This is a genomic window from Exiguobacterium sp. s35 (assembly GCF_018617535.1).
Classification (GTDB): domain Bacteria; phylum Bacillota; class Bacilli; order Exiguobacteriales; family Exiguobacteriaceae; genus Exiguobacterium; species Exiguobacterium aestuarii.
On record NZ_JACSKI010000001.1, the window covers coordinates 1663866 to 1676359 of the forward strand.

At 31.8% G+C, this 12494-nt stretch carries 10 protein-coding genes; all 10 read right to left on the reverse strand.

Going from position 1 to position 12494, the window contains the following annotated elements; genetic code table 11:
• Window positions 1–44: 44 nt before the first annotated feature.
• The gene (locus KNO75_RS08455; RefSeq protein ID WP_214821069.1) at window positions 45–152 is read right to left on the reverse strand and encodes a paeninodin family lasso peptide; all 108 of its coding nucleotides are present in this window, start codon (window positions 150–152) and stop codon (window positions 45–47) included.
• Window positions 152–1996 (reverse strand): asparagine synthetase B family protein, encoded by a 1845-nt coding sequence (locus KNO75_RS08460; protein WP_214821071.1) that lies wholly within the window; start codon window positions 1994–1996, stop codon window positions 152–154. Before KNO75_RS08460 ends, KNO75_RS08455 begins: the two co-directional genes overlap by 1 nt.
• Window positions 1993–3126, reverse strand: coding sequence for a nucleotidyltransferase domain-containing protein (locus KNO75_RS08465; RefSeq protein ID WP_214821073.1), 1134 nt, complete (start codon window positions 3124–3126; stop codon window positions 1993–1995). Before KNO75_RS08465 ends, KNO75_RS08460 begins: the two co-directional genes overlap by 4 nt.
• A 260-nt stretch (window positions 3127–3386) precedes the next feature.
• Window positions 3387–4910, reverse strand: a complete 1524-nt coding sequence (gene murJ, locus KNO75_RS08470) for a murein biosynthesis integral membrane protein MurJ (RefSeq protein ID WP_214821076.1) — start codon at window positions 4908–4910, stop codon at window positions 3387–3389.
• Between the two features lie 386 nt (window positions 4911–5296).
• On the reverse strand, window positions 5297–6412 hold the full coding sequence (locus KNO75_RS08475) for a glycosyltransferase (RefSeq protein WP_214821078.1): 1116 nt from the start codon (window positions 6410–6412) through the stop codon (window positions 5297–5299).
• Window positions 6403–7734 carry an O-antigen ligase family protein gene (locus KNO75_RS08480; protein WP_214821080.1) on the reverse strand — a complete coding sequence of 444 codons (1332 nt, stop codon included), beginning with the start codon at window positions 7732–7734 and terminating at the stop codon, window positions 6403–6405. Before KNO75_RS08480 ends, KNO75_RS08475 begins: the two co-directional genes overlap by 10 nt.
• A complete protein-coding gene (locus KNO75_RS08485) occupies window positions 7724–8860 on the reverse strand; it encodes a glycosyltransferase family 4 protein (protein WP_214821082.1) in 1137 nt (378 codons plus the stop codon). The genes KNO75_RS08480 and KNO75_RS08485 overlap by 11 nt, the downstream gene beginning before the upstream one ends.
• A 6-nt stretch (window positions 8861–8866) precedes the next feature.
• Entirely contained in the window at window positions 8867–10186 is a 1320-nt protein-coding gene (locus KNO75_RS08490; protein ID WP_214821084.1) for a nucleotide sugar dehydrogenase, read from the reverse strand.
• 23 nt (window positions 10187–10209) lie between these two features.
• The gene (locus KNO75_RS08495; RefSeq protein ID WP_214821087.1) at window positions 10210–11364 is read right to left on the reverse strand and encodes a glycosyltransferase family 4 protein; all 1155 of its coding nucleotides are present in this window, start codon (window positions 11362–11364) and stop codon (window positions 10210–10212) included.
• Window position 11365: 1 nt separating this feature from the next.
• Window positions 11366–12490, reverse strand: coding sequence for a non-hydrolyzing UDP-N-acetylglucosamine 2-epimerase (gene wecB / locus KNO75_RS08500; protein ID WP_214821092.1), 1125 nt, complete (start codon window positions 12488–12490; stop codon window positions 11366–11368).
• Between the last annotated feature and the right edge of the window lie 4 nt (window positions 12491–12494).

Below are 12494 nucleotides of genomic sequence, written 5' to 3' on the forward strand. Positions count from 1 at the left end.
GGAGCCTTCTCACGAATGTGGGAAGGCTGCGTCTTACTGTTTAATTAAGATGAGAAGGGATCAGTGCTGTCGGGAAAGAATTGAACGCCTCCTGCTGCTGTTTCCTTCACATCTAGTTCTTCAAGAACTGGTTCATTCCATTCTAATTTCATTAACTCTCACCTCCTTTAAATTTGTTAATAACAATTCTTCGAAAGAAAAAATTCATTGTCCACATGTCTTGGCTTAAACTATCCCATAACCTATCTAGAGGTTCTATTGAAATCAGATCGGTTTTTGCCATTTGTATATCATTTATGATATCAGTTTGACTATCCACTAAACGGAATTTCCAATCTGCAGATTGTCGACCTCTAGGACGATTTATATCTAGTACTTGAACAGGTAAGCGATCTTGCATTAATGACCTCACCAATTTTTTTGAGGTTCCATTTGACGCATAGTATTTGGAAGGGAGACTGGAACAAAAATCAATAAGCTGAATATTGGACAATGGATCGCGTACAACACAATTGAAACGCAGAGAACACATTGTTGAGAACACGCCTCGAAAATGCAAGTTGTCCATCTCATACAAATCACTTAAACGTTTTTTCATATTATACTCATTTATGTTCAAATGCTTATAGGTTATCTTATGTTGAAGATCACTCGACAATAATTCACTCGTATACTTTTCAAAAAATTGTTCACTCTTATTCGTATTTTTAATGCTTAATATACTTGGCCCTAAAATTTTTTTTGACGCAGTATAGAAGTCCATATTATTTTTTAGTAATAAAAAAAATTCTTTTGCTATCTCCGAGAGTTGAGCATTTCTATATAATTCGGAGTAATAAACACCAATTGAACCATATGAAATCGTAAAATTACCATGTTTACCATTCAACATGACTCGCACGTCTTGATTCTTAGCCTCTTCATGTATACTAAACAACCACGGGGCGTTAATGAAGAAACCATATGGCTCTTCCAAAATTTCTAACCAATCATCCATCGTGTTATAGGCGTTCCGTTCTCGGTTTTCAATCCAGTTTGGTTTAATCGAAGGGTAATACTTCAACACTTCTTCGACGAGTGGTCGTTCATTTCCTAGTATCTCTGCGGAATCCTCATACTCTGAGAGCGGAACGTGCGTATACGCATGCAGAGATTTATCCTCACGTTGCAAGAGCGGTGCAGCATAAGCAGCAACTGTCGTGGAATCGAGTCCACCACTCAACATCAAACCAACTTCTCCATCTGTTCGCGTACAAGTACGAGTTGCCTCTTCTAGAATTTTATTAAGTTCCTCATGGCACTCTTCTTCTGAACGAAAAGTTCGTTCTGGTTGTGATTGATACGCCCAATATTCTTTCAAAGTCACATTCCCCTGTTTATAATGCAAAACATGACCAGGAGGTACGTATCGAATCTTTTCCCAAGGCGCTATGTAAGGATCATGTGTCTTTAACTGCATCGGTGAAACAGCATATTGCTTTAAAAATGTTTCATTGATGTCGTAATCGTAGTAAGTAGCAATCGGTTTAGGTGTGGTACTGAACATCAGTCCATCTTCTCGATGGGTGTAACAGACTGCTCGTTCCCCTAGCCGGTCTCGAACAATCCACATTTCATTTATCGATTCGTCATAAACGGCAAACGCAAAGATACCCATCAAGTGCTCAACGCAGTCGATTCCCCACTTCATGAAGGATTTCGCAATGAGTTCGACATCCGTAGACTTCTCTTGAAATCCTACATTTAACTTTTCTTTTAAATCGTCTCGGTAGTCTAACATTCCATCAAAAACGATAATGAGCGAATCTAACCGAAAAGGTTGTGGCGAATGTTCTTCCTCTTTATTGATCCATTGTTCGAGTGCCCCTAGTCCACATGTTTCATTGAACCAAATCGCAGATCGGTCACATTCATACTTTGAAGTAAAAGATGATTGGAGAGCTCCTACTCCATTTGAGGCAGAGGTAGACCCCAACATGCCGAAGATTGCACTCATAATTGATTTCCCTTCTTAGCTACACGACGTCTCATTAGAAATGTTACAGGTCGCAACGGTACATACAAAAATTGAAGTCGGTTCGGGATGGTCAGTATATCTCGATCTTGTTGCGTAGGAATAAAGTGATGAAGTATGTAAGATACACGCTGACTGCGTGGTCGAATCAAGAAAAAGTACCGTTTCCAAAACAGATAATGCGAAAACTGTCGATTAGCCTCTTCTGGATTCATTTTTTCACCCATCATTACTAGAGCAATCTGAGCCATCTTTCGAGCTTTTTTCGAGTTCATATATCGTTTCAAGGATTCAGGTGTATTTTGTTCAAATAGAGTTTCGATGAGAATCATAGCTTGTCCCATCATATGTTGGGTTTTCCATTGATCAGCGATTTCAGCGACACGAATCCAGTTCAACGGTTGTTGTAAAAATTGATGAATATCAAATAACCATTTCAACCTAAACCAGCCATGTTTTGAACCGTGTACGATTAAATAAGTGAAAAGGAGTTCGTCATTTAAACAATTGATCTTTTGTTCAGCAATCTCAATCGAATCACGTGATTTCCACAGCAGTGAAAAATCAGGTTCTTCGACAATACTCGGAAAGAGTCGCCAATGGAGTTCTACGATATGATTTGACTCTTGATGAGTGAAGACAAAATGATGATTCTTTTGTAGATAGTTAAAATCAGTTAAATCGTCTGTCGTGACATAACCGAGGCTTTGAAGAAGATTAGCAGACTCTTCGATATGTTTCGGGGACACAAGTAAATCGAGATCACGCATAATTCTTCCAACGTTAGCATCATATGCTTTTGATAAGATGACTGGACCTTTCAGACAGATCATTGGAATGTTCTCTTGATCAAATAATTGAGCTATTAAACACAATTGCCGCTTCGTCTGTAGCATTTGCATGTTATTTTTAATTTGTAGTTGTCTTAAATCTAAAAATTCTAAAGAGAATTCTGAAGGATTCGGATAGAGACGATGAAACTTTACATTCTCCACTAACACTTGCTCATTCTCTTGAATTTTTAATTGCAATTGATTAGTCAAAGTTAAAAAAAAATCTGATAAATTACGTTTGTAATTATTTGTTATTGAAGAGATTAGAATTGTTTTCATATTCTATATATCGGACTGATTCTATTTTTTTTTAGATATTTAGACCTATTTTTTTAACAGTTACCTAAAAATAAGATAATTTCAGCACGACATTTTCTTTAAAAAAGAAAAACAGGAAAAACATAGTGATTATATGTTTTTCCTGTTTTTCAATTTTTCTTTTCTGTTAATTCGATACTTTTTAAAATCATCTACATGATAATGATATGGATGATGTGTTAGTTCTTTTAGTATATACAAAATAACTGTCTTAGAATACTTTACGCAGCCGCATTACCAAACTTTTTCCTAATGTCTTTAACAATCAAGTCAACGTCTTCGATTTTCATAAAATAGATGATTGTAAAATAAGAGAATGCTCCAATACCAATCGCTATAAGAAGAGAAACGTTCTGAGAAAAAGAATATGTTAAGAAATCAAAACTAAATTTAGCTAATAATCCCATTAAAGAAGAAGCAAACAAGATTTTAAGGAATGAAATGCTGATTTCTTTCATACCGAATGGGCCAATTTTCCTTCTTAAACTTATAATTAGTAATATTGAACATAAAATTGTTGACAAACTAGTAGCCAGCGCCAATCCATTTAACCCCATATATCGAGATAGTATTATATTAAGTATTATATTAATAATTAATGACACGGAGGCATTTATTAATGGCGTTTTTGTATCTTGCATAGCATAAAAACTTCTGTAAAATATTTCTCGGGTTGACATCCCAATTATTCCTATTGTATAGAAAGTTAAAGCTCCAGTAGTCATATATATAGCAGTTGCATCAAATTGTCCTCTTCCATACAAAAAAGATATTATATTATTTGAAAAAATTAGAATTCCTACTACTGATGGGATAATTAAGAGATTAATCGCACTGAGTGATGTCCTTATTATTCTCTTAAATTCTCGATGTTCTGCCTCCTCAAACATTTTAGATAGATTAGGATAAATAACAATAGCAATCGGTACTACTAAAGCTGCATACACTAAAGCAGTTATTTTATTTGAATAAGATAAAACTGATATACCACCTTCACTTATTGATGATGCTAAAGTTCGATCAATTAATACATTAATTTGATATATCGAACTTCCTAGTATCGCCGGTATAGATAATTTCAACATTTTAATGATATTTTCATCTCTAATATTGAAATATAACTTATAATTATAATCACTTTTTTTTATATCAATTAAAATTAATAATAGTTGAAAAAAGGTAGCAGCTATAGATCCGAGAGCTAAGTAATTTAAATCATACTTCACTCCTATGAAAATTGAAAAAATTGTCACAACGTTTAGAGGTATTGTCATTAATCCTGTTGACATAAATCTATTTTTAGACTGAAGGTATCCTGAAAACACAAAGATGATTGCAGAAAAATAGATGCTGAAGATTGAAATTCTTGTGAATGTGACAGCAATTTGAAGCGCATCATTACCAAAACCAGAGGCAAAAACAAGCACAATTTTTTCCGTAAATTGAAACAATAGAGCTACTATTAAAGTTGAGATAATCAGCAATATATGTATTAAATTATTAGTAAATTTGTTTGCATTATCAATCCCATGTTGATTTTTAATAGATGTATATAATGGTATAAATGTAGTAGAAATACTTGCCCCGACCAACCCAAAAATAGTTTGAGGAATAGTAAGCGAAATAATATAAGCATCAGATATGTAACTAGCCCCAAGAAAAAATGCTAAGACAAGATCTTTTGAGAATCCAATAATCATTGATAAAATTGTTAACGCCATTAAAACTATAATATTTTTCTTCATTTCAACGTATCTACATCTCCCTTTTCATTGTTAATATACGATCATTTATTAACTTGAATCTTAAAAAATCTCTGTCACGACCTTGAATTCCGTTATTTGTTTGATAAACTCCATAGGTTTAATTCTGATATTGGTAAGATTTCCAAGCTTGGATTCTATATCTTTAAAAAGAAATCATTAAGTGGATTGTTCTTGCCCTAGGCTTATCGACCGACTGCCTGTTCGAAGACTAGTTCGCTTGTAGCTTCTAGATGAGTTTCAGTTTCGTATCCTTGTATAGCTTTGTACTTAGCTGCTCACTGTTTGATATCTGATGTTCCTACACACGTCCAAACTCATAGCCCGAGCTAAAATACCAGCTCCAGTTAAGTCTTCGCCCCGTCAATTTACTGTCTATTGCAATCAAAGTCTAAGAATTGAATAACATCTCCAATTATGTTTGACCAAAGAAAATTCTCTTTAATGTATTCCTTTGCATATTCTGACTTCTTTGTTTGAAGGAGTGGATTGTTTTTTATATATATGATTAAGCTCATAACTTTTTTAGGATTTAGATCATCAATAGTAAAAGTGGCTTCACAAAATTCTTTTTCCTTCAAGACATTTGTTGTTAAAACAGGAATACCACTTGCCATATATTGAATCATCTTTGATGGAAACGCAAATTTTGATATATAGTTTTCTGTATCTCTTAAATTGATCAATAAGTCAGCTTTACTAATAGCGGAATTAATTTGACTATTGCTAACAAGACCGTGGTAAGTAATATTGGTTGATTTGCGGGCATGATCTTCTACATAAGATTTCAGCGGGCCATTTCCATATATGTCTAAAAATATATTTTGACCTTCTAAATAACTCATTGTTTTAATCAGCGTTTCAATGGAATTATATTCAATTAAAGTTCCTGTATATACTACTTTAAATTTCTCATTAGATTTCCTTAAATAAACATCAGGAACAATCGACTCTTTATTTATACCTACTTTAGAAACTAAAAAAGGTATTTTTAATTTCATTTCTTTATAGGCTTCTTTGTTAAATAGAATAATACCATCTATATTATTCAAATATCTAATCCCAAATTGAAAGTACAAATTAATAAGATTTTTTTTTAGAAAACTACTACTGCTTGTAACACCCTTGTGTGTATCAAAAGTATATGATACTAGTTTTGAATTGTATAATTTCGATAATTTTTTAAGTTGTTTAAAAACCTTTAAGTCATATCCAAAAGCAATGATTACTTTTTGCGATTCTTTAAACAAAGATTTTTTTATTATTGTTGATTCTATTGCATCTGCTATAGTTTTATCTCTCTCAAGTGAAAATAATCTAACATTCTTATAATCCATATCACTTTTAGCACAGTATGATACTACTGATACTTTTGCATGTTGAGCTAATGACTGCGCAAATTCAATTTCAAATATTTTACTGGATGTATTTGCATGACTTCTGTTCATTACATCTAGTGATTTAGAGTATATAATTATTTCCATTTCCCAGAACCTCCCTCACTTAAATTAGTTCCTACAACTATACTTAGACTTAATAACATATAACACCAAATACCTATGTTATTAGTACTAAAAAACACCATTTCGCCCATACTAATTAGAATAGGCGATATAAACAAAAATACTGTCTGTTTATATTTTTTTTCCGAAGATTTAAATATAATAATTAAATAATTTATAAATAAGATAAGACCTAAAATCCCACCATACGACAGCACTGAAAGTATTAAATTCCCAGGCTCTACAACATATTCAGAGCTAAAAGTGTAAGATTTAAAAGGGATTACGGGAACAGCAAATCCACTTCCTAAAAGAGGGTTTTCAACAAAGTTTGAAAGTAATCCATCGATTTGTATGAATCTGGAGTACAAAATTGTTTCTTGACCTTTATACAAAAAATCTTTTATTTTCATTAAAATTTGATCGTTACCCATTAGGTAAATTATAGAAATAAACCCAATTATGTTATAACTTATTATTTTTTTAATTGGATTTTTATTTAAATGAAAAACATATAAAATTAAGAGAATTGTCATGGAAATTAAGCTTGTTCTTGATTCTGTTAGAGATCCTATATATAATATTGCACCTAATATTACATATGAACATATATCATTGGTAACTTTGCTTAAATGTAATCTTGTAAGTATCACTGCAAAAAACAATACTAAAATAATACCTAACATATTTGGCTGATTTGTTACACCTTGAAATGAGTGACCATTTCTTAAATAGCCAACTGAATTAAATATAAGTGGTACCGAGAGTATCATTACACCCATAAACATTTTACTGATCCAATTTAACCAATCAAATTTTTCATGAGTCAGATAAATTCCAACTAATATTCCTATAAAAGCAATCATATAACTCATCAGCTTAAATGTCGCGACCAATGGTAAGTTGCTAGTAATGAAAGATGCTACTGTACTATATAAACCAAATAAAAGTACAAAAAACAAGATATTATTAATTTTAACTTTTGATCGTTTATCTATTTTTCTATAGCTGAAGATTAAATAAAAAGAACAAAGAAAAATAATACACCATTTAAAGGTTTGTATACTTCCGATATCAATTGCCAAACCAGGATTAATAATAGTTCTTAATGTTATTATGTTTAAAACTTTTATTGCACCTATTTCTTTTTGCTTTAAAAACAATAGTAATAATATAATTAATGATACTACCAACGTCGCAATGTTTACGAAACTAAAAATAAAAAGACTCCATATGCCTATCCATTCGATTGTACTTTTTTTCAATACAATATCAATGTTCCTCAAATATCTTTTACTCGACATTTAAATTGCCCTTCTTTATAAAATTCAGTATTTTATGAGTCTCCAACGCCATATTTTCAACAGTATAATTTTTTGCTTTTCTCAAACTTCTCTCTGCCATGTCACTCATTAATTCATCATTACTAATCACTTCGTTAATTCTTAGAGCTAGTTCATTCACATTTTCAACTGGCACAATGAAACCATTATCATAGTTATCAACTAATTCTAAACCGGCTACACATCTATTAGTTGTAACTACTGGCAATCCATTAGCCATTGCTTCATTAATAACTAAACCCCATATATCTTCTCTTGTGGGTAATACAAATACATCAGCAGCTCTATAATAATTTAAAATCTCATCTTTTGATTTAAAGCCCAAAAAATGAATGTTATTAAGTTTTAATTGCTTTTTAAGTTCAAGATATTCCTCAGTTGGAATTCCCCCTACGAAATAAATAGATGTATCAGTAGGAAGCTGTAAAGACGCATTAATGAGCAAATCAAATCCTTTTCTGTGGACAAATTGACCTACCGCAAGAACTATTCGGGTGTTTTTTAATCCAAGTTTTCTTCTTAATTTAATCTTTTCATCTTTACTAAGAACTTGTTTAAGTATGTCTACCTCTTTAAGAGTAGTAAAAGGATAAGTAAATATATTTTCTTTATTAGCCCCGTAATGAATCAAGTATTTTGATCCTACGTCTCCAGTACTTAACCAAGCACTTGCACTTGAAATAAAATATTTTTTTAATGATTCTCTTAACTTACTCTCTTTTTCACTGATCATGCCTCCATCTATATTTAAAATAAAAGGTATTTGCCTAATTTTTAGATAATTAATTAATAATGCCCCTGTTGGAGTAGCATATCCACCAACTATTATGTGATCATAGTCTTTTTTATTAATATATTTTGCGAAAGCAATGCTAATGGCCTGATTTTTTTTATACTTAATACCTTCTAAAAATATCCCTTTAAAGTTTTTAAAATCATAATCATGCCAAGTTTCTTCTCTTTCATCCGATGATTTTCGTTCAAATAAAACTGTTAATTCACATAGTTTTCCTAGCTCATTAAAATAGGTTACTCTGTAAGGTGATGGAATATTAACAAGATATAAAATTTTTAGTTTATTAAACATAATGTATTACAACCTCCAATAACTGTAACCTTTATCTTGAAAATCTTTTTTATTAAAAATACTTTTGACATCAATAAATACTTTTTCATTGTCGTCTAAATTTGCATATAAAGAATTAATTTTTTCTAAGTTCATTTTCTTAAAATAATCATGTGCTACTGCTAAAACTAGACAATCAGCATCATTTACATCATTAAAATCTACTAAATCAATACCATACTCACGCTTCGCTTCAACCTCGTCAGCTTCCGGATCTACGACGATAGGTTCAATTCCATATTCTCTAAGCCCCTCTATAATATCTATTACCTTAGAGTTTCTTGTATCTGGAGTATTTTCTTTAAATGTTAACCCTAAAATTACAACTTTTGCTTGCCTTACAACTTTATTTGCTAATATGAGTTTTTTAATAATTGCGTCTGCAACAAACTTCCCCATACCATCATTAATTTTTCTACCTGATAAAATAATTTGACTATGATACCCTAATTTCTCGGCTTCATATATAAAATAATATGGATCTACTCCTATACAATGCCCCCCAACAAGACCAGGCATAAAACCTAAAGAGTTCCATTTAGTATTCATAGCTTTAATAACTTCATTAGTGTCGATATTCATACGATCAAACACCATTGCAAGCTCATTCATGAAAGCAATATTGATGTCGCGTTGACTATTTTCAATTACTTTAGCTGCTTCAGCTACCTTAATAGATTCAGCTTTATGAACACCCGCTTCAATTACTAATTCATATACTTTAGCTATTTCAATAAGACTTTCTTCATCTATTCCAGATACTACCTTGATTATATTTTCTAATCTATGTACTTTGTCTCCAGGATTAATACGCTCTGGAGAATAACCAACTTTAAAATCTACTCCACATTTTAATCCAGATTCTTTTTCTAATATTGGAATACAAATATCTTCTGTTACTCCTGGATATACAGTTGATTCATAAACGACAATAGATCCTTTACTCAAGTTACGGCCAATAATACTACTTGCTCCTTCCACCGGTGAAAGATTTGGTGTCTTATCAAGGTTTATCGGCGTGGGTACAGCCACAATATAAAATTTTGCTTCACTAAGAACAGTTTCATCGGCTGTAAAGTTTACAGTAGTTTTTTTTATCTCATCATCTCCAACCTCGTTCGTTGGGTCGATTCCTGATTTATACAATTCAATCTTCTCTTTGTTTAAATCAAATCCAATTACATCAACTTTTTTTGCAAAAGCCACAGATATAGGCATACCCACGTATCCAAGACCTATTACAGCAATTTTTTCTTCTCTATTAAGAATCTTTTTATATAATGTCATTATATTTCCTCCAAAAATAATTGTTAATTAGCGATGTGAAACATTTTATAATACTCGCTAATATTTTCTTCAGTATTTAAATTCTTTTTAGCATAATCGTAAGCACTTGCTGAAATGTTTTTATAGTCATCATCGTCCATTTCAATAAACTCATTTAATACTTGTACTAACAAATCTTCATTATGCAAGGGAAGGTCATATCCTGCATTATATTTTTTTAAACCTATCCATGGTGTTTTATCACTTATTATTACTGGACAGCCACCTAATAAAGCCTCTGCAATAGAGTGACCAAAATTTTCGCCAAGCGTTAATAAGATTGCCACATGGCTTTTCTCGTATATAGCATTTACCTCTTCATTTCGAATTGGACCGTAATACTTCACTTTAATGTTACTTCTCATTTTACTAATAATAATTTTACATTTTTCCCAGTATTGATTATCTTCAACTGGTCCATATATATTAAAATCGATATTTCCTTCAGTTTTTCTAAGTACCTCTAAAGTTTGAATTAAATTCTTCATTGGATGAATCCGAGCCATATATACTAATTTGAGTGTCCCAGATTTCTTTTTCAAATGTTTATCTAGATGCAGGTCTTTATGATTTTTTGTCATGTTATTAGCTGTATAAACTATCAGATCATTACCAAAAACTTTTTTGAGGTCTTCCTTCTCTAATAAAGTAGTTGCATGCCATTCTACATTATTGTACAGGCCGAGTATCTTTACGGTTGCAACAAATATCTTTTTTTTCCATTGTTTTAAACTTAATGCACCTTTCGAGAATTGACCTCTTGGAGCTATAATAATTTTTATATTATTAAATGCATTAAATTTGCTTAACACAATGGGGAGTATTGAATCTTTAAAAGCAAAAAAACTGTTAAGGTATAGAATGTCACACCCTATATCATTAACAATTTTCTTGATTTTTTTACCATTCAGTAAGCGCATATCAGTATAGTATACTTTTGCTTTTCCAACTTCCGTCCACGTATCAATTGTAATATCATTAAATCGTTCAGGGTCCCCAAGGTCTCTATCTGCCGCTAGTATATAAAAATCAAATGAATCTCCTAGATTCTCCACTAGATTTTTTATAGATTGTATGGGACCTCCAGCTTTCACACTAGGTACGTAATACCCCGCCATTATTAATATTTTTTTTTTCATACTATTTACTCCACACAGTTCTATTAACGTAATCTGTATATGATAAAATTATTCTCAAAACTTTATCAGATACATTTGGCATGCTATAATCTGATACTAATTGTAAATTATGTTTATCTTGTGTTTCTAAAATTTTTAGACCTTGAAGAATTCTCTCTTGCTTTAAACCTACCATCATAACAGAAGCTTCTTCCATAGCTTCAGGTCGTTCGTGAGCTTCCCTAATATTAAGAGCTTTGAATCCGAGAATTGAAGACTCTTCGCTAATTGTACCGCTATCGCTTAATACGGACTTAGCATGCATTTGGAGTTTGACGTAATCATTGAACCCTAGAGGTTTCATAATTTTAACTAATTGATTAAACTTAACACCTTTATTTTCAATCATCTTCCTTGTTCTAGGGTGAGCACTTACAATTAAAGGGATATTGTATTTTTCTGCTATCATATTTAAGCTATTTATTAAATCAACGAAATTTTGTTCTGAACTGATATTTTCTTCTCTATGAGCAGACACCACGAAATACTTCTCAGGTTGTAGTTCTAATCTTTCAAGTACATCAGATTTATCAATACTATCTTTTCTTGAATTCAGGACTTCAAACATTGGACTTCCTGTCTTAATCACTTTATCTGCTGGAAGACCCTCTCTCAAAAGATACTCCCTGGCAATATCACTATAGGTTAGGTTTATATCTGCTGTATGATCTACAATCTTTCTATTCGTCTCTTCAGGGACATTTTGATCAAAACATCTATTTCCAGCTTCCATGTGAAAAATCGGAATTTTACGTTTCTTCGCTGCGATTGCGCATAAACAGCTGTTTGTATCTCCCAAAATTAATACTGCTTCAGGTTGTTCTTTCTCTAAAATCGGATCAATTGCAATTAAAATATGTCCAATGGTTTCTGTAGCAGTGCCATTCGCTGCATTTAAGAAATAATCTGGTTTTCTTAAATTGAAATCTTCAAAAAATACTTCATTTAATTCATAGTCATAGTTTTGTCCCGTGTGGACCAAGATGTGGTCAATTGCCTCTGACTCTTCAAGTCGATTAATTGTGGCGGATAAACGAATGATTTCTGGTCTTGTTCCTACAATCGTCATAACTTTTAATTTCTTCATTTAT

Excerpts from the sequence above, each read along its gene's own strand:
- KNO75_RS08480 (WP_214821080.1), bottom strand. The coding sequence starts at position 7,734 with ATGTCGAGTAAAAGATATTTGAGGAACATTGATATTGTATTGAAAAAA.
- KNO75_RS08485 (WP_214821082.1), bottom strand. The coding sequence starts at position 8,860 with ATGTTTAATAAACTAAAAATTTTATATCTTGTTAATATTCCATCACCT.
- KNO75_RS08465 (WP_214821073.1), bottom strand. The coding sequence starts at position 3,126 with ATGAAAACAATTCTAATCTCTTCAATAACAAATAATTACAAACGTAAT.
- KNO75_RS08455 (WP_214821069.1), bottom strand. The coding sequence starts at position 152 with ATGAAATTAGAATGGAATGAACCAGTTCTTGAAGAACTAGATGTGAAG.
- KNO75_RS08495 (WP_214821087.1), bottom strand. The coding sequence starts at position 11,364 with ATGAAAAAAAAAATATTAATAATGGCGGGGTATTACGTACCTAGTGTG.
- murJ (WP_214821076.1), bottom strand. The coding sequence starts at position 4,910 with ATGAAGAAAAATATTATAGTTTTAATGGCGTTAACAATTTTATCAATG.
- KNO75_RS08475 (WP_214821078.1), bottom strand. The coding sequence starts at position 6,412 with ATGGAAATAATTATATACTCTAAATCACTAGATGTAATGAACAGAAGT.
- wecB (WP_214821092.1), bottom strand. The coding sequence starts at position 12,490 with ATGAAGAAATTAAAAGTTATGACGATTGTAGGAACAAGACCAGAAATC.
- KNO75_RS08460 (WP_214821071.1), bottom strand. The coding sequence starts at position 1,996 with ATGAGTGCAATCTTCGGCATGTTGGGGTCTACCTCTGCCTCAAATGGA.
- KNO75_RS08490 (WP_214821084.1), bottom strand. The coding sequence starts at position 10,186 with ATGACATTATATAAAAAGATTCTTAATAGAGAAGAAAAAATTGCTGTA.